Consider the following 19,266-nt stretch of genomic DNA (forward strand, 5'->3'; position numbering starts at 1 on the left):
GGTCTCCTTAGCCGCAAGCGAGGCGGCGGTGTTGCGCCATCGGGATCAGGCCGCGCACGCGCGCGATCTGGCGCCTGTCGATCCGGGCGCTGACCAGGCCCACGCCGTCGGAGGCGCGCGCGATGGTATGGCCCCAGGGATCGCACACCAGCGAATGCCCATAGCAGGCGCGCCGCTCGCCGTCGACCGTCACCGCGCCGGTCTGGCCGCAGGCGATGAAATAAGCCTGCGTCTCGATGGCGCGCGCCCTGGCCAGCACCTCCCAATGATCCTTGCCCGTCTGCAGCGTGAATGCGGCCGGCAGCACGATGACGTCACAACCTGCCTTGGCCAGGCGCAGGAAAAGTTCCGCGAAGCGTATGTCGTAGCAGATGGCGCAGCCAACCCTCAGACCGTCGATGTCATAGGTCACGATCTCCCCGCCCGGCTTGACGGTGTCCGACTCCCGGTAGACCGAGCCGTCCGGCGCGACGATGTCGAACATGTGGATCTTGCGATAAGCCGCGACTTCGCGTCCCTCCCGGTCGAACACAAAGGACGTGTTCCAGATGCGCGGCTCATGCTCGACTTTCTCCATGATGGTGCCGGCATGGACGAACACGCGATGCTCGCGGGCGAAATCACTGGCCATCCGGTAGGCGGCGGCGCCGGCTGGTTCGGCCATGGCCAGTTTTTCGGTGGTGGAGATGCCATAGGCCTCGAAATATTCCGGCAGAACGATGAGATCCGGGTCTTCCGTGCGGCACGCCTCTTCCATCAGGGCGCGCGTCTGCTCCAGGTTGAGCGCGCGGTTCGGTTGCGGATTGGTTTGCACCAGGCTGACTTTCATTGCTGTGCTCCTGTCTGATCGGCGGGGCTTGGATCAAGCGGCGACGCTTTCCCGCATGACGGCGTCGATGATGCTGGCGATACCCGCGCGCACGGTCATCGTCTGGGTCGCGATCACCAGCAGGGATGCGCCCTCTTCCCGCGCGAACTGGCGCTCGGCCGCGGTCCAGGCGGGCATGACCCAAGGCTTGCCCGCATCACGCGCTGCCTCGGCGATGCGTCGCAGGTCGGCCCTGTCTGCGTCGTTGAACGCGTAGGCGCCTCGCCCACGCGCCAGCGCCAGGTCGGATGGGCCAGGAAACAGTCCGTCCACCGTATCCAGCGCGATGATCCGTTCTACATCCGCCAGGCTTTCCGCGGTCTCGATCATGGCGTAGCACTTGCTGCGGACATTCTCCCTGTCGAAGGCATCGCCGGCCGGCCGCGCATAGCCAAAGACCCGGCCGCCGGTGTAGGAACGCACGCCCAGCAGGGGATACTTGGCGGCGCGCGTCACGGCGCGGGCATGCTCCACGCCCAGCAGATGCGGCACGATCACGCCGTCAGATCCAAAATCGAGCGCCTGCTGGATGGACTCGGCATTCGGCGCAAGGATCTTGGTCAGGACCGGCATGTCCAGGGCCCGGGTGAACGCCAGGAACTGGTCCAGCGTCGACAGGTCGAAAGTGCCGTGTTCCAGTTCCAGGATCAGCGACTTCACGCCCAGCGTCCGGGCGATCTCAAGGTAGCCATGATGCGGCTGCGACATCCACAACGCGATGTTTTCCATTTGGACTGCTGCTCCATTGAAAGGGCCGGTGAAGAATGACGTTCATTTGCCAAGCGCCCGGGACATGCCCAGCGTGCGCTCGACAAGGAACACGACGAACAGCGTGGCGACGATGAGCATGACCGAGACGGCGGCGGTCATCGGATCCGTCCTGCTCTCCACGTAGTCGAAAATCTCGACAGGCAGCGTCTTCAAGCGCGGTCCGGTGATGAAGAGCGAAATCACGACCTCATCGAACGAGATCAAAAAGGACAGCGCTGCGCTGGCGACGAAGCCCGGCGCCAGCAGCGGCAAGGTGACGCGACGGAACACCGTCAGCGGCGCCGCGCCCAGCATGGCCGCCGCCTCTTCCACCGACGGCGGCAGCGTGGCGAACGCGGTGGTCATGATGCGCATGACATAAGGCGTGGTGACGACCAGGTGAGCCGCGATCAGCCCGGTATAGGTCCCCAGCAACCCGGCGTTGGCGAACACAAGAAGGATGGCCAGGCCCAGCACGATGGACGGCAGCAGCAACGGCGCGGTGAACAGGCTCAGCAGCGCGTCGCGCCCCGGAAAGCGCCAGCGGCGCACGGCATAGGCCGCCGGCACGCCCACGGCCAGCGACAGCGCCGTCACCACCGCGGCTATGCCAAGACTGACCCGAAAGGCCTGCAGCAGCTTGTCGTGGCTGAACATCGCCTCGTACCAGCGCACGCCCCAGCTCTGCGGCGGAAAGACCAGGTAGCTATCGTTGCTGAAAGACAGCGGCACGACGATCAGCATCGGCCCGAGCAGGAACAGATACAGGCACAGGACCAGCACACGGAAGGGGACGGTGATCTTGCCAATCATGGGCGCTCTCCTTCTCACTCGGCGCGGCGCGCGATGCGTGTGTAGCAGGCCAGAGCAATGCCGAACAACAGCAGCACAACGACCGACGTGGCGGCAGCCCTGGGCCATTCCAGCTGGATGACCGCCAGGTCATAGATTTCGGTGGCCAGCAGGAACACCCGGCCGCCGCCAAGCAGCTTGGGCGTGATGAACGAGGACATGGACAGTACGAAGCACAACAGGCAGCCCAGCGCAACGCCCGGCATGGTCAGCGGAAACACCACCCGGAAGAATCGCCGCCACGCATTGGCGCCTAGCGACGCGGCGGCTTCCTCCAGGTGCGCATCAAGCCGGCCGAAACCGGAAATGAGCGACAGCGCCATATAGGGAATCAGCACCTCGACCAGGCCGACGGTCACGCCGATCCAGCCGTTCACCAGCCGCAGCGGCGCCGAAATCAGCCCGGTCGACAGCAACAGGCTGTTGACCAGGCCCTGATCGCCCAGGATGACCATCCAGCCGTATGTCCTGACGACGGCGCTGACCAGCAGCGGCGATACCGTGATGACGAACAGGAGATTGCGCCGGGCGGGAGGCAGCCGATGCAGGAACAACGCGATCGGATACGCGCAACACAGTGTGATGAAGGTCACCAGCAGCGACAGGAACAGGGAGTTTCCCAGCAGCTCCAGGCTGAAGCGGTCGGTCAGGAAGCCGGCGTAGCTGGCCAGCGAATACTCGCCTGTCAGCACGCCGGCGCGGCTTTCCAAGAAGGAAATCTGGCCCAGCCGGAACACGGGCCACAGGAAGACCGCCAGGTTGACGACGGCCATCGGCGCCAGCAAGGCCAGCGCGAGGACGGCGAAACGGGGCTGCCCCGCGCGGCGCGCGAGCGTCCCGGCAAGCGTGCTCATGGTGCGCAACCTTCGAAGACGATCATGTCCTGCGGCTTCCATTCGCACAGCACCTTGTCGCCCGCGGCCACCGTATGGCCTCCGCTGGCGGTATGGACCTCCGCCTTCAGTTCGGCGACGCCGATATCGATGCCGTACTGCACCACATCCCCGATATAGGTTACGCGCCGCACGCTTCCATGGGCGCTGTTGGTGACCACGCTGACCAGCGACCGGTCCCTGTCGCTGGTCACATGAATGCGATGCGGCCGGATCACGATCTTGGCCTTGCCGCGCCGCAGGCCACGTGTATCGCAGCGATACAGGCCCGCGCCCAGGCGCACCGCGCCGTCCGCCTCGATCTGGCCGTCCAACACGTTGGTGCGGCCGACGAAATCGGCGACGAACAGCGTGGCGGGCCGCTCGTAGATATCCTGGGGCGTGCCCAGCTGCGCCAGCCTGCCGCCGGCCATCACGCCCACGACATCGCACATGGTCAAGGCCTCGACCTGATCGTGCGTCACGAATACCGTGGTGATGCCGAGCCGCTGCTGGATGTCGCGGATCTCGAGCCGCATCTCGTCGCGCAGCTTGGCGTCGAGGTTGGACAAGGGCTCATCAAGCAGCAGGATGCGAGGCCGGATGACCAGCGCGCGAGCCAGCGCCACCCGCTGCTGCTGCCCGCCGGACATTTCCCTGGGCCTGCGCGAGCCATATCCCGGCAAGCGCACCATCTCCAGCGCCTCGTCCACGCGCGCCTGGATTTCCGCCTTGCCCACGCCGCGCATTTCCAGGCCGAAGGCGACGTTCTGCGCCGCCGACATGTGCGGGAACAAGGCATAGTTCTGGAAGACCAGGCCGATATCACGCTGGTGCGGCGGCTTGTTCGAAATATCGTCGCCGCTCACCCGGATATGCCCGGACGTCACGGACAACAGGCCCGCGATCATGCGCAGGGTCGTCGTCTTGCCACAGCCGGACGGGCCGAGCAGGCCCAGCAGCTTGCCGCGCGGCAGGGCCAGATGCAGGTCGTCGACCGCCGCCTGCTGGCCTGAATAGCGCTTGGTCACGCCGTCAAGCAGAAGATAGGCTGGTTCGCCAGCGTCCGTGCCGGCCGCCTCGCGCGTCGTCCACGCGTCCATGTCCGCCATTTGCATGCTTGCTCGTCCTGTCAGGGAAAACGGAAGAAAAGTGCGCCGACCGTGGGGGCCGCGAACGGATCGCTCAGCGGCTGGCGGGAATGATCTGGCGGCGCCAGGGCCGCAGCATGCTTTCCCGCATGTCGCCGATGCTCATCCAATCCACCGGGATGAGCCTGGCGCGCTGTTCCGGATCCATCATCGGAATGCGGGCGCGGGTCGCCTCGTCGACCTCGGCCCGTGTATTGGTCGGCGCATAGAACATGGTCCTGGCGAAACTCTCCTGCGCCTCGGGGCTGATTGCGTATTGGATGAAGGCAAGCGTGGCGGCCGGTTCAGCCGCATTGGCGATCGCGCCGATCACGTTGATCTGCGAGGCCGAGCCCTCTTTCGGGCTGATGGACCGGAGACGGCCTTCCGTCTGGTCGTAGTAGTACTGGGAACGGGCGTTGTAGCCGATCGACAGCGTGGACGTGCCATTGGCCACCAGCGTGTAGGCGTCGGGCTTGGGCTCCCAGGTCTGCACCGCGGGCGCGAGCTTGACCAGCTTGTCCACGCCGGGCTGGATCGTTTTCTTGTAGTCGCGCTCGCCCGCCATGCGGTTGGCGATGATGGTCAGGAGTATGGCCTGGATGTCGCCGCCGCCTTGAGCGGGAATCGTCACCTTGCCTCGCTGCTTCGGATCCCAGAAGGCGTTCCAGCTGGTGGGCGCTTCGACGAAGGCGTCGCGGTCGTAGATAAGGGTCAGCGTGTCGTATGTCAGCGGAATCGCCGCGGCGCCCAGGTCCTTGCCCAGATCCGCCAGATCGCCATAGGCGGGAATGCGGGCAAGGTCCAGCTCGGCCAGCAGCCCCTCATCGCGGGCGATCTTGGCGACCGACAGGTCGATGATGACGGCATTGGCCTGCGGTGAGCTCTTTTGCGCGCGCAGATTGCCCAGCGCGGCAGCGGCGTTCTGAACCCCGGCATAGACCACCGAGATGTCCGGGTGCGCCTTCATGAACGGCTCGATCACCGCCTTGACGTAGTTCTGCTCGAACGCGCCGCGGTATCCCATGAGGGTGATTTCGGCCGCTTGCGCCGGTGCCCACGGCGCGCCGGCGGCGGACAGGCAGAATACGGCGACGGCCGCGCGAGATGAGCGTTTCATTGTCTCCCCCCTTGTTCGGGTCCGTAGGGACCTCGCTTGGAGACAAAGATAGGACAGGCCCTTCGGGCCGGTCCAACGGGGAATTCTGTACGCCTGTTTGAAAAAACTTTAGGCGCCGGACGCGGGCGTCATCCCGGGCAAGCGGGATGCGGGCCGTCCCGGCCCGCCGCTCAGTTACCCTCGGCAGGCGCGGCAGCCACGCTTTCCAGCATGTAGCCCAGCCCGCGCACCGTGACGATGCGCACGTCGCTGCCCGCCAGCTTCTTGCGCAGCCGGTGCAGCACCACCTCGATGGCGTCCGGGTTCGCTTCGCTGTCGTGGGTGAAGACCTTGCCGAACAGCTGCGACTTGTCCACCGGATAACCGCTGCGGGTCAGCAACGCCGCCAGGGCGGCGTGCTCGCGCGGGGTCAGGAACAGCAGGGAGCCGTCCAGCGTGAAGGCGCGGCTTTCGCTGTCGTAGGACAGCGAACCGCATTGCAGTCGGGGATGCTGGCGACCGCGGCTGCGCCGCACCAGGGCGGTCAGGCGGGCTTCCAGTTCTTCCAGGGCGAAGGGCTTGGTCAGGAAGTCGTCGGCGCCCAGGTTCAGGCCGCGCACGCGGTCCTGCAGCGCGCCCTGGGCGGTCAAAAGCAGCACCGGCGTGCGGTCGTCGCGGTTGCGCATTTCGCGCAACACCACCAGGCCGTGCTTGTCCGGCAGGCGCAAATCCATGACGATGGCGTCGTACTCGTTGCCGGCCATGAAGGCTTCGGCGCTGCGGGCATCCGCTGCGTGGTCGGGCACGAAGCCGCTCTGAGCGAGCGCGCGCATCAGCCAGGACGCCATGTCCCGTTCGTCTTCAACCAACAATATGCGCATGACCGTCCGTTCCTTCGGGCAAGTTCTCAGCCGCCCGCTGGCCATGCACGCGCTGGCGCAGGTAGCGGGTTTCGTGATGACGCCGGAAGAGTATGGCAGATAGCTCGTTCAACGCCTGGGTATAGACATCGCGCTTGAACTCGATGACGGCGTCCAGCGGCACCCAATACTGGCTCCAGCGCCAGGCGTCGAATTCGGGATGCTGCGTCGCGCGCAGGCATACGTCGCTGTCGCGTCCGATCAGGCGCAGCAGGAACCAAATCTGCTTTTGTCCTTTATAGTGGCCCCGCCACTCACGCCGGACGAAATGATCTGGCACGTTATAACGTAACCAGTCTCGTGTACGCCCCAAAATACGGACATGCTCGGGCTTCAAGCCCACCTCTTCATGGAGCTCGCGATACATGGCCTGCACCGGGCTTTCGCCGTACTTGATGCCACCCTGAGGGAACTGCCAGGCATGTTCCCTGATCCGCTTGCCCCAAAAGACCTCGTTCCTGCCATTGACGAGAATGATGCCGACATTGGGGCGGTAGCCTTCGCGATCAAGCATGGGCCACCCCCACCGAATTCAATACAATTACAGTCGATTATACGTATCTGCAGCCACCTTTAACCATGCGCGCATCTACCTACCACCTCAATACCCTCAAAGAAGCCCCCTCCGAAGCCGAAGTCGCCAGCCATCAGCTGATGACGCGGGCCGGCATGATCCGCAAGCTGGCCGGAGGCATCTACACCTACATGCCCCTGGGGCTGAAGGTCATCCGCAAGATCGAGGCCATCGTCCGTGACGAAATGAACGCCGCCGGCGCCCTGGAGCTGCTGATGCCGGTGGTCCAGCCGGCCGAACTCTGGCAGGAATCGGGCCGCTGGGAGCAGTACGGCGCCGAACTGCTGCGCATCAAGGACCGTCACCAGCGCGATTTCGTGCTGCAGCCCACGTCCGAGGAAGTCATCACCGACATCGCGCGCAACGAGATCCACAGCTACCGCCAGCTGCCGGTCAACTTCTATCACATCCAGACCAAGTTCCGGGACGAGCGCCGCCCCCGCTTCGGCCTGATGCGCGGCCGCGAATTCACCATGAAGGACGCCTACTCCTTCGACCGCGACGAAGCCGGCGCCCAGCGCAGCTACGACACGATGTACGCCGCCTACATGCGCATCTTCAGCCGCCTGGGCCTGGAGTTCCGCGCCGTCGCGGCCGATACCGGCTCCATCGGCGGCACCCGCAGCCATGAATTCCAGGTCATCGCCGAAACCGGCGAGGACCTGCTGGTCTACAACAGCGACTCCGAATACGCCGCCAACATCGAGCTGGCCGAGGCGCCCAACCTGTACCCGGTGCGCGGCGAGGCCCGCCAGCCCATGGCCGAAGTGGCCACCCCCGGCGCCGCCAAATGCGAGGACGTGGCCAAGCTGCTCGGCATCCCGCTGGAACAGACCGTCAAATCCATCGTCCTGGCCACCGAAGGCGACAAGGGCCAGGTCCAGATCTGGCTTCTGATGCTGCGCGGCGACCACGAGCTGAACGAGATCAAGGCCGGCAAGCTGCCCGGCCTGGCGGGCTTCCGCTTCGCCACCGAAAGCGAGATCGTCGAGCATTTCGGCTGCAAGCCCGGCTATCTGGGCCCGGTCGGCACCGCCAGGCCGGTCCGCGTCGTGGCCGACCGCACGGTCGCCCACATGGCGGATTTCGTCTGCGGCGCCAACAAGGAAGACTTCCACATCCAGGGCGTGAACTGGGGCCGCGACCTGCCCGAGCCCGAGCAGGTCGCCGACCTGCGCAACGTGGTCGCCGGCGACCCCTCGCCAGACGGCAAGGGCACGCTTTCCATCATGCGCGGCATCGAAGTCGGACACGTCTTCTATCTGGGCAAGAAGTACTCCGAGGCCCTCAAGGCCACGTTCCTGGACGAGACCGGCAAGCCCGCCACGCTGGAAATGGGCTGCTACGGCATCGGCGTGACCCGCATCGTGGGCGCCGCCATCGAGCAGAACCACGACGCCCGCGGCATCATCTGGCCGCGCGCCATCGCCCCCTTCGAAGTGGTGATCTGCCCGGTCGGCTGGGGTAAAAGTGAAACGGTGCGTGACACCGCACAGAAGCTCTACGAATCGCTGCTGGCGCGCGGCGTGGACGTCATCCTGGACGACCGCGACGCCCGTCCCGGCGTCATGTTCGCCGAGTGGGAACTGATCGGCGCGCCGCTGCGCGTAACAGTTGGAGAACGCGGTCTGAACGACGGTGTGGTGGAATTGCAGGCCCGTCGGGAAACCGAAGCGGTCAAGATTCCGGTACAGTCCGCGCTTGAGCAAGTGCTGGCAAAGCTGGACACGCTCTAACCCTATAGTTACTACGGACTTTTCGCGTCCCGAATACGCAACGCCCCTATCCGCATCGTGACCGATCCGAAGTCCCCAGAATCCCTCTTCCAGGTCCGCGTCTACTACGAAGACACGGACGCTGGAGGAGTGGTTTTCTACGCCAACTACTTGAAATTCCTCGAACGCGCCCGCACCGAGTGGCTGCGCGATCTGGGAATCAACCAGTCCGGCCTGGCTGTCTCGGAGCAGCGGCTGTTCGTCGTCAAGGCGCTGGACATGGCCTACCGCAAGCCGGCCCGGCTGGATGACTTGCTTACCATACGCAGCCGAGTCACACGACTGGGCCGCGCTTCGATACACTTCGCGCAGCGCGCGGAACGCGACGGGGAACTGCTTGCCGAAGGCAACATCCAAGTCTGCTGTGTCGATGCCGTTCAAATGCGGCCGGCGGAACTGCCGGCCGACCTACGCGCCAAACTGGGATCAATTCAGGAATAACCATGCAAGCCACCAACGACATGTCGTTGCTTTCGCTGATTTCGCACGCCAGCGTGCCGGTCCAGCTGATCATGCTGATGCTCCTGGGCATCTCGATCATGTCCTGGACCTACATCTTCGCCAAGCGCCTGGCCATCAAGCGCGCCGACTCCCAAACTCGCCGCTTCGAGGATGACTTCTGGTCCGGCGGCGACCTGTCCATGCTGCAGCAGGCCGTGGCCTCGCGCCGCGACGAGCAAGGCGCCCTGGCCCGCATCTTCGACGCCGGCATGACCGAATTCCTGAAAGCCCGCCGCGGCGGCGGTTCCGGCGGCGACGCCACCGCCCTGCTGGACGGCCCGCGCCGCGCCATGCGCGCCGCCTACCAGCGCGAAATGGACTCGCTGGAATCGCACCTGAACTTCCTGGCCTCGGCCGGCTCGGTGTCGCCGTACATCGGCCTGCTCGGCACGGTCTGGGGCATCATGCACGCCTTCATCGGCCTGTCGAACATGCAGCAGGCCACGCTGGCCTCGGTCGCCCCCGGCATCGCCGAGGCGCTGATCGCCACCGCCATCGGCCTGTTCGCGGCCATCCCAGCCGTGGTCGCCTATAACCGCTTCACCAATGACATCGACCGTCTGTCGATCCGCTTCGACAGCTTCGTCGACGAGTTCCTGAACATTCTGCAACGGCAGGTGCGCTAATGCCCTCGGTAAGCTCGCGCGGCAGGTCCGGCCGCCGCATGAAGGCCGACATCAACGTGGTGCCCTACATCGACGTGATGCTGGTGCTGCTGGTCATCTTCATGGTGACCGCGCCCCTGATCACGCCGGGCCTGATCCAGCTGCCGTCGGTCGGCGCCGCCTCCGACGTGCCGGTCAAGCCGCTGGAAGTGCAGATCTCCGAAGACGGCAAGATCGCGCTGCGCATGCGCGAGCCCGGCGCGACGATGCAGGACATCGCCCGGCCCGAGCTGGTGGCGCAGGTGCGTTCGCGCATCACCGCGGAAACCCCGGTGGTCATCGCCGCCGATGGCAAGGTGCCCTACGAGACGGTCGTGAAGGTCATGGACGAGCTGCGCACCAACGGCATCACCCGCCTGGGCCTGCTGGTGGACCAGTCCGCCGGCGGCAACCAGCCCGCTCCCGCGAAGAAACGCTAACGCGACGCTCTCCCGCCGGCTCGCCGGCATGCAACGCCCATGACGCCACCCATCATTCGACACCGCAGCGGCCCCCCGGCCACGCCGCCCAACACTGACAACCGGAAAGCCCTGCTTCTGGCCTTGTTGGTGCACGCGCTGCTGCTGGCCGTGTTGATCTTCAACCTGAACTGGCGCACGGAAACGCCCGGCCCGGTGGAAGTGCAGCTCTGGGCGAACGGCAATTCGCCCGTTTCGCCGCCGCCCACGCCCGAACCGCCCAAACCCCAGCCTCAGCCCAAGCCGCAACCGGAACCCGAGCCGCAGAAGCAGCCGGATCCTCCCCCGCCTCCGCCCGAACCCAAGGTCCAGCCGCCCAAGTCGGAAGTCGACCCTGAGATCGCGCTGCAGCAAGCCAAGAAGAAGCGTGAGGAAGAGGAAAAGGCGCGCGAAGCCGCCGAGGCCGCCAAGGAGAAGGCGCGCCTGGAGGAAGAGCGCAAGCAGGCCGAGCTGAAGGAAAAGAAGCGCCTGGAGCAGGAACGCCAGGCCGCTGACAAGGCTGCCGCCGAGAAGGCCGCTGCGGAAAAGGCCGCGGCCGAAAAGGCCGCCGCCGAGAAGAAGGCCAAGGAAGACGCCGCCAAGAAGGCCGCCGCCGAAAAGGCTGCTGCCGAGAAGGCGGCCGCCGAAAAGGCCGCGGCTGAAAAGGTCGCCGCCGAGAAGGCCGCCGCCGAGAAGAAGGCCAAGGAAGAGGCCGCCAAAAAGGCGGCCGCCGACAAGGCCCTCAAGGACGCTTTCCGCAACGACGCGCTCGGCGCGGCCGGCATCCCGGGCGGCACCGCCGACCGCAACCAGACCGGCGGATCCGGCGGCCGCGACGCGGGCTATGGCGCCAAAGTCCGTGCCTGCGTGCAGCCGGGCGTGGCTTATCCGACGCCTCCCCGCAGCGGCGCGGAGAACCCCACGGCCGAATACCAAGTAAAGTTGAATACTTCTGACGGCAAGGTCACCGCAGTTACGATTACCCGCTCTTCGGGCATCCCGGCGTTCGACCGCGCGATCGAAGCCGGCATACGCCGCTGCAACCCCTTCCCGAAACCTTCGAATGGCCGCTACGAACCGAGTATCTACGGTGAGTACAGCATGTACTAATAGACAGGAGATTGCTGATCATGACTCCCGCCCATAGCCGAAGCGCCCCCCTCCTTGCGTTCTGGCGAACGTACGGACTGGCGCTACTGCTGGCGTTCGCCAGCCTGCTGGCCGTCCGGCCGGCCCACGCGCAACTGCGCGTCGACATTTCCGGCACCGGCGCCACCCAATACCCGGTGGCCATCGCCGATTTCGCCGTGGACGATGCCCACGGTCGCGCCCTGGCCGAGGTGATCCGCGCCGACCTGACCCGCACGGGCCAGTTCCGCCTGATCAGCGCCGCCGGCGCCGGCCTGAACGTCGATTCGGCCATCTCGCACGACGACTGGCGCTCGAAGGGCGCCGACTTCCTGGCCTATGGCAGCATCGTGCGCGGCGCCGACGGCCGCTACGACGTGCGCTACCGCCTGGCCGACACGGTCAAGAAGGGTCAGCTGGACGGCGTGGCGTTCTCGGGTACCGAACAGGAACTGCGCCGCGTCGCCCACCAGATCGCCGACCGCATCTACGAAAAGATCACCGGCGTGCGCGGCGTGTTCTCCACCCGCATCGCCTACGTGCTCAAGCAGGGTCCGACCTACGAACTGCAGGTCGCCGACGCCGACGGCCAGAATCCCCAGGTCGCGCTGCGCTCGCGCGAGCCGATCATCTCGCCCTCCTGGTCGCCCGATGGTTCGAAGCTGGCCTATGTGAGCTTCGAATCCGGCAAGCCGGTCGTGTATGTGCACACCCTGGCCACCAGCGCCCGCGTGCCCGTGGCCAACTTCAAGGGCAACAACAGCGCCCCGGGCTGGTCGCCCGACGGCACCCAGCTGGCCGTGGCGCTGACGCGCGACGGGTTGTCGCAAATTTACATCGTCAGCGCGGCCGGCGGCTCGAATATGCGCCGAGTTACGCGTTCTCCCGGGATTGACACCGAGCCGAGCTTTACGCCAGACGGCCGTTCCATTATCTTTACCAGTGACCGCAGCGGCGGGCCGCAAATCTATCAGACCGGCCTGGACGGTGGCGATGCTCGCCGCCTCACGTTTAATGGTGGTTACAACATCTCACCCCGAATTTCCCCCGATGGATCGACGTTGCTGTACGTTGCAAGACGCGACGGCGCGTTTCGAATCGCCTCGTTGAACCTGTCCTCAGGCTCCGAATCCTTGCTGACTGATGGTCGTGACGATCAGTCTCCGAGCTTCGCGCCGAATGGCATGCAAGTCCTCTACGCCGCCGTGCAGAACGGCCGTAGCGTGCTTGCGGGTGTGTCGAGCGATGGCCGCGTACGGCAGACGCTTTCGGTACTGAATGGGGAAATACGTGAACCGACTTGGGGCCCATTTACCCGATAACACGTGTGACTCTCTTTGCAAAGGAACTATCATGAAGTCGCGCATTGCCAAAAGCCTAACCATCGCCGCTCTGGCCGCCACCCTGGCAGCTTGCAGCTCCGTCCCTCTCGACGATAAAGCGGGTCAGGGCGGAGGCGCTGGCCAAGGACAGGCCTCTGGCCAGATCCTTGATCCCTTCAACCCCCAAAGCATCCTGGCGCAACAGCGCTCGGTATACTTTGACTTCGACAGCTACTCGGTGTCGGACCAGTACCGCAGCCTGGTGGAAACCCATGCCCGTTACCTGGCCTCGCACCAGCAGCAACGCATCAAGATCGAAGGCAACACCGACGAGCGCGGCGGCGCCGAATACAACCTGGCCCTGGGCCAGCGCCGTGCCGACGCGGTTCGTCGCATGATGACCCTGCTGGGCGTCAGCGACAACCAGATCGAAACCATCAGCTTCGGCAAGGAAAAGCCGAAGGCGAGTGGCACGTCGGAAGCTGACTTCGCGGAAAACCGCCGCGCCGATATCGTTTATCAGCGCTAAGCTTTTCGTATAGTCGATTGCCCCACGACGCGTCGGGACGGTCAGCCGGCCGTCCCGGCGTTTCTTTTTTCACCCGGGAATTTTCATGCGCAATAACGTTCTGTCCCTGCGTCCCCTGATTGCCTCCGCCGGTCTGGCGCTGGCCGCCCTGGCCGCTCCCGTCCAAGCTTTCGCCGACGACGAGGCCCGCCGGGCCATTCTAGACTTGCGCCAACAGGTGCAACAGCAGAACGAACAGAACCAGCGCGCCCGGCTGCAACTGGCCGACCAGATCCAGGCCTTGCAGCAGGAGGTCGCCCAATTGCGCGACCAGCTCGAACTCGTATCCCGCCAGCAGCCCGGCGCCAAGGGCGGCGGCGCGGCCGGCAGCGCCAACCCGCCTGGCGCGAATGCCGGCGATCCGCAGGAACAGGCCGCCTATGACGGCGCGATCGACCTGTTCCGCAAGGGCCAGTACAAGGAAGCCTCGGAATCCTTCGCCGCCTTCACCGCGCTCTATCCGGCCAGCCAGCTCGCTCCGAGCGCCCAGTTCTACCTGGGCAGCAGCCGCTACGCGCTGAAGGACTTCAAGGGTGCGATCGAGCAGCTCACCAGCATGGTCCAGAAGGCCCCTGACAACGCGCGCGCTCCCGATGCGCTGCTCGTCATCGCCGGCAGCCAGATCGAACTGAACAACCGCGCCGGCGCCAAGACGACGCTGCAGCGCATCGTCCGCGACTATCCCAGCGCGCCCGCCGCCGGCACGGCCAAGAGCCGTCTCCAACTGCTGCAGTAATGGCGGCAGCCGCGTCCGCGGTCACCGCCTATCGGCACATCCTGCGCCGCCGGGCAGGGCTCATCGCCCTGCTGCTGGCGGCGATTTTCATCGCACTGCTGGCTGACTTCACGACGGGGCCGTCCGCCCTGTCCTGGAGCGAATTGTGGCGCGCGCTGAGCGCGCCCGCCGCGGCCGATCCCAGCACCCGCGTCATCGTCTGGGACATCCGTCTGCCGCAGGCCCTGATGGCCGCGCTGGTTGGCGCCGCGCTCGGCCTGGCCGGCGCCGAGATGCAGACCATCCTCAACAACCCGCTGGCCAGCCCGTTCACGCTGGGCGTGTCTTCGGCGGCCGCCTTCGGCGCCTCGCTGGCCATCGTGCTCAACCTCGGCCTGCCCGGCGTGCCCGCGGGCTGGCTGATCGCCGGCAACGCCTTCCTGTTCGCCGCGCTGGCGGCCCTGGCGCTGGACGCGGCGGCGCGCTGGGCGGGTATGAACACCCAGGGCGTGGTGCTGTTCGGCATCGCCATGGTGTTCAGTTTCAACGCGCTGGTGTCGCTGGTGCAATTCGTCGCCAGCGCCGAGGCGCTGCAAAACCTCGTGTTCTGGACCATGGGCAGCCTGTCGCGCTCCAGCTGGGCGTCGGCCGGCGCGCTGGCCGTGGCTGTGGCATTGGCCCTGCCGCTGGCCTTGCGTCAGTCCTGGAAGCTGACGGCGCTGCGGCTGGGCGAAGAGCGCGCCGCCAGCTTTGGCGTCGACGTGCGGCGCGTGCGCGTGGCGGCGCTGGCGCGCGTCAGCCTGCTGTCGGCGCTGTCCGTGGCCTTCGTCGGCACCATCGGCTTCATCGGCCTGGTGGCGCCCCATATCGCCCGCCGGCTGTTCGGCGAGGATCACCGCTATTACCTGCCCGGCAGCGCACTGACCGGCGCCACCATCCTGTCGCTCGCGTCGCTGGCGTCCAAGAACCTGATGCCCGGCGTGATCATCCCGGTCGGCATCGTGACCTCGCTGGTCGGCATCCCCTTCTTCGTATCGGTGGTCATGCGCCGCCGCCTGCCATGAACCCGGCTTCCCCCCTTGCGCCCGCGATGCTCGAGGTGGACGAGCTGAAGGCCGGCTATGGCCGGCAGGACGTGCTGCACGGGCTGAGCCTGCCCCCGCTGGCCGCCGGCGAACTCACCGCGCTGCTGGGACCGAACGGCAGCGGCAAGTCCACGTTGCTCAAGACGCTGGCGGGCCTCGTCCGCGTGCGCGCCGGGACGGCGCGGCTGGATGGCCGCGACCTTGCGACGGCCGATCAGGCCGAACGCGCGCGCCACGTCGTCTACCTGCCGCAAGGCCTGCCCGCCGAAGTCCATCTGCGGGTGTTCGAATCCGTGCTGGTGGCCGCCCGCGCCGGCGACGGGCTGGCGCCCTCTGCCAGCCCCGCCGAGATCGAGACGTTGCTGGAACGCCTGGGCATCGCCCCCCTGGCCCTGCATTATCTGGACGCGCTCTCGGGCGGGCAGAAGCAGCTGGTCGGCCTGGCCCAGGCCTTGATCCGCCGTCCGCGCGTGCTGCTGCTGGACGAGCCGCTGTCGGCGCTGGACCTGAACTACCAGTTCCACGTCATGCAATTGCTGCGCCAGGAGACGCGGCGGCACGGGTTGATCAGCGTCATCGTGCTGCACGATCTGAACGCGGCCCTGCAGCATGCCGACCGGGCGGTGCTGATCCACCAGGGCCGGCTGGCGGGGGCCGGCGCGCCCACGGATGTGATCACGCCGCAGGCGCTGGCCGCCGTCTATGGCGTGCAGGGACGCGTGGAAAGTTGTAGCCGGGGCCTGCGCCAGGTGCTGATCGACGGGCTGCTGGCGCATCCGCGCTGACAGCCCGGCCGCGCGGCGGCCAGCGGGGTCAGGCGCGCTGCGCCACGTCCGCGACCGGCGCGCCGGTCATGTCGGCCAGTTGTTGCGGCGTCAGGTTGAACACCGCATGCGGATGCCCGGCGGCGGCCCACAGGCTGTCGTACTGGAACAGATCCTGGTCCAGCAGCATCACCGGCTTGACCGCGTGGCCGATCGGGCAGACGCCGCCGATGGCGTAGCCCGTCATGTCGCGCACGAACTTGGCGTCGGCCTTGGCCAGCGCGCCCACCTGCGCGGACACCTTGGCCTCGTCCACCCGGTTGGTGCCGCTGGCGATCACCAGCACAGGCGCGTTGTCGGCAGCGCGGCGGAAGATGATCGACTTGGCGATCTGCGCCACCTCGCAGCCCAGGCCCGCCGCCGCTTCCGCCGAGGTCTTGCCGGTCTGAGGCAGGACCACCACGGGCTTGTCGTGGCCCAGCTCCAGCAGAAGGCGGGCAACACGTTGGGCGGATTCGGGCAAGGCGGCAAGAGACTCCGGGGACATCGGGACAGCTCCGATCAAATGAGTGTTCGCAAAAACCCGCCGGACGGCGGGCGATCCGTAATTAGCATATCAGCAGTTCACGGAGCCGCCGTTCCGGCCTCGGCGCCTCAAAGGGCGCGGCGCGTCGGGCTAGAATGCGACCCTGGCCCTCCCAACCCTGCACCAATGCGTTCCGAACCCGTCCTGCCCCAGCAGACCGCCATCATCGGCGGCTATGCCATGTCCTACACCGAATATGGCAGCGGCGACCCGCTAGTGCTGGTGCATGGTTCGCTGTCGGACAGCCGCTACTGGAAATCGCAGATGGGCCCGCTGGGCCGCAGCCGCCGCGTGCTGGCCGTCTGCCTGCGCCGGTACTGGCCAGAGGCCTGGAACGGCGAAGGCGGCGGCTTCTCTGTCGCGCAACACGCCGAGGACGTGCTGGAGTTCATCGACCAGGTGGCCGGCGGACGCGCCGACCTCGTCGGCCATTCGCGCGGCGGCCGCGTCGCGCTGGAAGTCGCCCTGCGGCGGCCCGACGCCCTGCGCAGCCTGACGCTGGCCGATCCCGGCCTGCCCCTGCCCGGCGAAGATGATCTGCCCGGCAGCTTCCGCCAGGAGGCGCTCACGCTGATCCGGCAGGGTGACGTGGACACCGGCCTGGCGCTGTTCGTGGACACGGTGACCGGCCCCAACACCTGGCAGCGCATGGTGCCCTGGTTCAAGGAAATGGTGCGCGACAACGTCGGCACCCTGTTCGGACAGGTCGACGAGAAACCGCCCGTCCTGACCGCCGCACAGATCGGTGGCCTGGCCTTGCCCACCCTGCTGATCGGCGGCGCCCTCAGCCCGCAGCCCTACCCCGCCGTGCTGGATGCGCTGTCGCGCTGGCTGCCGCAAGCGCGGCGCATCGACATCGCCGGCTCTTCGCATGGCATGAACCTGGGCAATCCACGCGCGTTCAACGGTGCGATCGACGATTTCCTGAACGGACTGGGCTGAAGCGGCCCGACGCCGCCCCACGCTGGGAACTCATGCGTCACGGCTCGACCGAGGGCGTGTGCTTGAGCCGCCGCAGCACGAACGTGGAACGGCTGTGCCGCACACCCTTGAGCTTGTACAGACGCTTGCGCAGGAATTCCTCGTAACCCTCGGTGCCGGCGACGGCGACCTTGATCAGATAGTCGTATTCGCCCGTGACCAGGAAAGCCTCGACCACCTCCGGCAGGCGCGTGATCTCGTTGCCAAAGCGCGCCAGCGTGTCGTCGTCGTGATGTTCCAGCGTCACCTCGATCATGACGGTATCCGGCAGGCCCAGCGCCTTCTGGTTCAACAGCGCCGCATAGCCCTCGATCACTCCCGCCTCTTCCAGCGCCCTGACGCGGTTCCAGCAAGGCGTGGGCGACAGCCCCACCTGCTCGGCCAGTTTCAGGTTGGTCAGCCGGCCGTCGGCGCGCAACGCGCGCAGGATCTTGCGGTCGGTTTCATCGATTTTGGGCGGTGTGGACACGCGGGCGCTCCTGCTCGGGAGAATATCTCTTCAAAATTGAATTTTAGAGGATATTAATTTTTCAAATACGCAAGGTCAGGCGTGAATGCAGAAACCTATTTTGCGGATCTGCCGATAGACTCTCCATCAAGACAGGCACCACCCCGCCCGTCCGATCCGGCGCCCGAGCGGCGGCACAACCCCGCCCGGACACCGACGATTCATCGCAGCAAGCCGCGCGCCGACCCGCGCGGCCGGACATCATGCCTCACACCGCAGCACCCGCAGCACGCCCCGGCCTGGGCCTTGCCGGCACGGCCATGCTTTTCAGCGCCCCCGCGCTTTTCGCCTCCAACATGGTGGCGGCCCGATGGGCCCACGACGCCGCCCTTCCCCCCGTTTTCCTGGCCTTCGGCCGCTGGCTGATCGCGCTGCTGATCCTGCTGCCGATCGCCGCGCCCGCGCTGTACCGGCATCGCCAGGCGCTGCGCCGCGGCCTGCCCTCGCTGCTGCCCCTGGCGGTGCTGGGCATGGGCGTGGCAGTGGCGCCGCAATACATCGGCGCGCAGCACACCAGCGCCACGAATATCGCGCTGATCTTCTCGTGCAGCCCCATCCTGGTATCGCTGCTCGAAGCGCTGATCTGGCGCAAGCCCCTGCCGGCCACGCGCGGGGCCGGCCTGTTGCTGGCGCTGGGCGGCGTGTTGACGGTGCTGTCGCGCGGCGACGCCGATGTGCTGGCGCGACTGGCCTTCGGCCAGGGCGATCTGTGGGTGCTGCTGGCCGCCACCGGCTGGGCCTTCTACACGGTGCTGCAAAAGCGCCTGCCCCAGCCCGCGGTGCCTGCCAGCGCCAAGCTGGCCGTGATGATGGCCGCAGGCGCGCTGGCGCTGGCGCCCTTCGCCGCCGTTGAAACGCTGACTGGCGCCGCGCCGGCCTGGAGCGACCCTCGCCTGGCGGCCGCGCTGCTGTTCCTGGCCATCGTGCCCAGCCTTGGCGCGTATTACGTGTACGGCCGGCTGATCAGCCAGGCCGGTCCGGCCACGGCGGGGCTGTCGATGTTCCTGGTGCCAGTCTACGCGGCGCTGCTGGCCTGGCCGCTGCTGGGCGAAGCGCCGCAGCTGTTCCATGCCTACGGCTTCGTGATGATCCTGCTGGGCGTGCGGCTGGCATCGCTGCGCGGGCGCGGCCGGACGGCAACCGCCGCCGCCCCGGCCTGATCCGCC

The 19,266-nt window shown here is 66.6% G+C and carries 22 protein-coding genes; 12 read left to right on the forward strand and 10 right to left on the reverse strand.

The genetic code is table 11. The features are described from left to right. Positions 1 to 7: 7 nt before the first annotated feature. The 8 genes from AC6LJ5_RS04660 to AC6LJ5_RS04695 form a co-directional block, all read right to left on the reverse strand. Positions 8 to 829 carry a carbon-nitrogen hydrolase family protein gene (locus AC6LJ5_RS04660; RefSeq protein WP_392409351.1) on the reverse strand — a complete coding sequence of 274 codons (822 nt, stop codon included), beginning with the start codon at positions 827 to 829 and terminating at the stop codon, positions 8 to 10. Positions 830 to 862: 33 nt separating this feature from the next. Next, entirely contained in the window at positions 863 to 1,597 is a 735-nt protein-coding gene (locus AC6LJ5_RS04665) for an HpcH/HpaI aldolase family protein (protein WP_103272460.1), read from the reverse strand. Between the two features lie 42 nt (positions 1,598 to 1,639). Further along, positions 1,640 to 2,431, reverse strand: coding sequence for an ABC transporter permease (locus AC6LJ5_RS04670; RefSeq protein WP_103272459.1), 792 nt, complete (start codon positions 2,429 to 2,431; stop codon positions 1,640 to 1,642). A gap of 14 nt (positions 2,432 to 2,445) precedes the next feature. Next, entirely contained in the window at positions 2,446 to 3,324 is an 879-nt protein-coding gene (locus AC6LJ5_RS04675) for an ABC transporter permease (RefSeq protein ID WP_103272458.1), read from the reverse strand. Next, entirely contained in the window at positions 3,321 to 4,460 is a 1,140-nt protein-coding gene (locus AC6LJ5_RS04680; protein ID WP_498139923.1) for an ABC transporter ATP-binding protein, read from the reverse strand. The genes AC6LJ5_RS04675 and AC6LJ5_RS04680 overlap by 4 nt, the downstream gene beginning before the upstream one ends. Before the next feature lie 67 nt (positions 4,461 to 4,527). Next, positions 4,528 to 5,592, reverse strand: a complete 1,065-nt coding sequence (locus tag AC6LJ5_RS04685; RefSeq protein WP_498139924.1) for an extracellular solute-binding protein — start codon at positions 5,590 to 5,592, stop codon at positions 4,528 to 4,530. Between the two features lie 170 nt (positions 5,593 to 5,762). Beyond that, complete coding sequence (locus AC6LJ5_RS04690) at positions 5,763 to 6,452, reverse strand: response regulator (protein ID WP_103272456.1); 690 nt, start codon at positions 6,450 to 6,452, stop codon at positions 5,763 to 5,765. Next, positions 6,433 to 7,005 (reverse strand): RNA pyrophosphohydrolase, encoded by a 573-nt coding sequence (locus AC6LJ5_RS04695; RefSeq protein ID WP_103272455.1) that lies wholly within the window; start codon positions 7,003 to 7,005, stop codon positions 6,433 to 6,435. Before AC6LJ5_RS04695 ends, AC6LJ5_RS04690 begins: the two co-directional genes overlap by 20 nt. 65 nt (positions 7,006 to 7,070) lie before the next feature. Here AC6LJ5_RS04695 and AC6LJ5_RS04700 point away from each other — a divergent pair, with 65 nt between their 5' ends. From AC6LJ5_RS04700 to AC6LJ5_RS04745, 10 genes are all read left to right on the forward strand, one after another. Continuing rightward, a complete protein-coding gene (locus AC6LJ5_RS04700) occupies positions 7,071 to 8,801 on the forward strand; it encodes a proline--tRNA ligase (RefSeq protein ID WP_103272454.1) in 1,731 nt (576 codons plus the stop codon). Between the two features lie 57 nt (positions 8,802 to 8,858). Continuing rightward, positions 8,859 to 9,281 (forward strand): tol-pal system-associated acyl-CoA thioesterase, encoded by a 423-nt coding sequence (gene ybgC, locus AC6LJ5_RS04705; RefSeq protein WP_103272453.1) that lies wholly within the window; start codon positions 8,859 to 8,861, stop codon positions 9,279 to 9,281. 2 nt (positions 9,282 to 9,283) lie between these two features. After that, the gene (tolQ, locus tag AC6LJ5_RS04710) at positions 9,284 to 9,967 is read left to right on the forward strand and encodes a protein TolQ (RefSeq protein WP_103272452.1); all 684 of its coding nucleotides are present in this window, start codon (positions 9,284 to 9,286) and stop codon (positions 9,965 to 9,967) included. After that, complete coding sequence (locus AC6LJ5_RS04715; RefSeq protein ID WP_006388741.1) at positions 9,967 to 10,425, forward strand: ExbD/TolR family protein; 459 nt, start codon at positions 9,967 to 9,969, stop codon at positions 10,423 to 10,425. The genes tolQ and AC6LJ5_RS04715 overlap by 1 nt, the downstream gene beginning before the upstream one ends. A 39-nt stretch (positions 10,426 to 10,464) precedes the next feature. Then, on the forward strand, positions 10,465 to 11,553 hold the full coding sequence (tolA, locus tag AC6LJ5_RS04720) for a cell envelope integrity protein TolA (RefSeq protein WP_498139925.1): 1,089 nt from the start codon (positions 10,465 to 10,467) through the stop codon (positions 11,551 to 11,553). Between the two features lie 20 nt (positions 11,554 to 11,573). Beyond that, positions 11,574 to 12,893 carry a Tol-Pal system beta propeller repeat protein TolB gene (tolB, locus tag AC6LJ5_RS04725; protein WP_392409354.1) on the forward strand — a complete coding sequence of 440 codons (1,320 nt, stop codon included), beginning with the start codon at positions 11,574 to 11,576 and terminating at the stop codon, positions 12,891 to 12,893. Positions 12,894 to 12,924: 31 nt separating this feature from the next. Next, entirely contained in the window at positions 12,925 to 13,422 is a 498-nt protein-coding gene (gene pal / locus AC6LJ5_RS04730) for a peptidoglycan-associated lipoprotein Pal (protein ID WP_103272450.1), read from the forward strand. An 85-nt stretch (positions 13,423 to 13,507) separates the two neighbouring features. Next, the gene (gene ybgF, locus AC6LJ5_RS04735; protein WP_103272449.1) at positions 13,508 to 14,197 is read left to right on the forward strand and encodes a tol-pal system protein YbgF; all 690 of its coding nucleotides are present in this window, start codon (positions 13,508 to 13,510) and stop codon (positions 14,195 to 14,197) included. Further along, a complete protein-coding gene (locus AC6LJ5_RS04740; protein ID WP_498139926.1) occupies positions 14,197 to 15,240 on the forward strand; it encodes a FecCD family ABC transporter permease in 1,044 nt (347 codons plus the stop codon). The genes ybgF and AC6LJ5_RS04740 overlap by 1 nt, the downstream gene beginning before the upstream one ends. Next, a complete protein-coding gene (locus AC6LJ5_RS04745; RefSeq protein WP_498139927.1) occupies positions 15,237 to 16,046 on the forward strand; it encodes an ABC transporter ATP-binding protein in 810 nt (269 codons plus the stop codon). Before AC6LJ5_RS04740 ends, AC6LJ5_RS04745 begins: the two co-directional genes overlap by 4 nt. Before the next feature lie 28 nt (positions 16,047 to 16,074). On the opposite strand, the gene AC6LJ5_RS04750 is transcribed toward AC6LJ5_RS04745, so the two are convergent. Next, entirely contained in the window at positions 16,075 to 16,572 is a 498-nt protein-coding gene (locus AC6LJ5_RS04750; RefSeq protein ID WP_103272446.1) for a YbaK/EbsC family protein, read from the reverse strand. A 165-nt stretch (positions 16,573 to 16,737) separates the two neighbouring features. Here AC6LJ5_RS04750 and AC6LJ5_RS04755 point away from each other — a divergent pair, with 165 nt between their 5' ends. Beyond that, the gene (locus AC6LJ5_RS04755; RefSeq protein ID WP_498139928.1) at positions 16,738 to 17,553 is read left to right on the forward strand and encodes an alpha/beta fold hydrolase; all 816 of its coding nucleotides are present in this window, start codon (positions 16,738 to 16,740) and stop codon (positions 17,551 to 17,553) included. A 37-nt stretch (positions 17,554 to 17,590) separates the two neighbouring features. Here AC6LJ5_RS04755 and AC6LJ5_RS04760 read toward each other — a convergent pair whose 3' ends face one another. Then, the gene (locus AC6LJ5_RS04760; protein WP_498139929.1) at positions 17,591 to 18,061 is read right to left on the reverse strand and encodes an Lrp/AsnC family transcriptional regulator; all 471 of its coding nucleotides are present in this window, start codon (positions 18,059 to 18,061) and stop codon (positions 17,591 to 17,593) included. A 299-nt stretch (positions 18,062 to 18,360) separates the two neighbouring features. Between AC6LJ5_RS04760 and AC6LJ5_RS04765 the strand changes: the two genes are divergently transcribed. Beyond that, positions 18,361 to 19,260, forward strand: a complete 900-nt coding sequence (locus tag AC6LJ5_RS04765; protein WP_498139930.1) for a DMT family transporter — start codon at positions 18,361 to 18,363, stop codon at positions 19,258 to 19,260. Positions 19,261 to 19,266 lie beyond the last annotated feature (6 nt).

The sequence above is a fragment of the Achromobacter sp. 1011791174 genome, from assembly GCF_059760925.1.

Excerpts from the sequence above, each read along its gene's own strand:
- AC6LJ5_RS04745 (WP_498139927.1), top strand. The coding sequence starts at position 15,237 with ATGAACCCGGCTTCCCCCCTTGCGCCCGCGATGCTCGAGGTGGACGAG.
- AC6LJ5_RS04755 (WP_498139928.1), top strand. The coding sequence starts at position 16,738 with ATGCGTTCCGAACCCGTCCTGCCCCAGCAGACCGCCATCATCGGCGGC.
- ybgF (WP_103272449.1), top strand. The coding sequence starts at position 13,508 with ATGCGCAATAACGTTCTGTCCCTGCGTCCCCTGATTGCCTCCGCCGGT.
- AC6LJ5_RS04715 (WP_006388741.1), top strand. The coding sequence starts at position 9,967 with ATGCCCTCGGTAAGCTCGCGCGGCAGGTCCGGCCGCCGCATGAAGGCC.
- AC6LJ5_RS04660 (WP_392409351.1), bottom strand. The coding sequence starts at position 829 with ATGAAAGTCAGCCTGGTGCAAACCAATCCGCAACCGAACCGCGCGCTC.
- AC6LJ5_RS04740 (WP_498139926.1), top strand. The coding sequence starts at position 14,197 with ATGGCGGCAGCCGCGTCCGCGGTCACCGCCTATCGGCACATCCTGCGC.
- tolB (WP_392409354.1), top strand. The coding sequence starts at position 11,574 with ATGACTCCCGCCCATAGCCGAAGCGCCCCCCTCCTTGCGTTCTGGCGA.
- pal (WP_103272450.1), top strand. The coding sequence starts at position 12,925 with ATGAAGTCGCGCATTGCCAAAAGCCTAACCATCGCCGCTCTGGCCGCC.
- tolQ (WP_103272452.1), top strand. The coding sequence starts at position 9,284 with ATGCAAGCCACCAACGACATGTCGTTGCTTTCGCTGATTTCGCACGCC.
- AC6LJ5_RS04765 (WP_498139930.1), top strand. The coding sequence starts at position 18,361 with ATGCTTTTCAGCGCCCCCGCGCTTTTCGCCTCCAACATGGTGGCGGCC.
- AC6LJ5_RS04695 (WP_103272455.1), bottom strand. The coding sequence starts at position 7,005 with ATGCTTGATCGCGAAGGCTACCGCCCCAATGTCGGCATCATTCTCGTC.
- AC6LJ5_RS04700 (WP_103272454.1), top strand. The coding sequence starts at position 7,071 with ATGCGCGCATCTACCTACCACCTCAATACCCTCAAAGAAGCCCCCTCC.
- tolA (WP_498139925.1), top strand. The coding sequence starts at position 10,465 with ATGACGCCACCCATCATTCGACACCGCAGCGGCCCCCCGGCCACGCCG.
- AC6LJ5_RS04685 (WP_498139924.1), bottom strand. The coding sequence starts at position 5,592 with ATGAAACGCTCATCTCGCGCGGCCGTCGCCGTATTCTGCCTGTCCGCC.
- AC6LJ5_RS04690 (WP_103272456.1), bottom strand. The coding sequence starts at position 6,452 with ATGCGCATATTGTTGGTTGAAGACGAACGGGACATGGCGTCCTGGCTG.
- AC6LJ5_RS04750 (WP_103272446.1), bottom strand. The coding sequence starts at position 16,572 with ATGTCCCCGGAGTCTCTTGCCGCCTTGCCCGAATCCGCCCAACGTGTT.
- AC6LJ5_RS04670 (WP_103272459.1), bottom strand. The coding sequence starts at position 2,431 with ATGATTGGCAAGATCACCGTCCCCTTCCGTGTGCTGGTCCTGTGCCTG.
- AC6LJ5_RS04680 (WP_498139923.1), bottom strand. The coding sequence starts at position 4,460 with ATGCAAATGGCGGACATGGACGCGTGGACGACGCGCGAGGCGGCCGGC.
- AC6LJ5_RS04675 (WP_103272458.1), bottom strand. The coding sequence starts at position 3,324 with ATGAGCACGCTTGCCGGGACGCTCGCGCGCCGCGCGGGGCAGCCCCGT.
- AC6LJ5_RS04665 (WP_103272460.1), bottom strand. The coding sequence starts at position 1,597 with ATGGAAAACATCGCGTTGTGGATGTCGCAGCCGCATCATGGCTACCTT.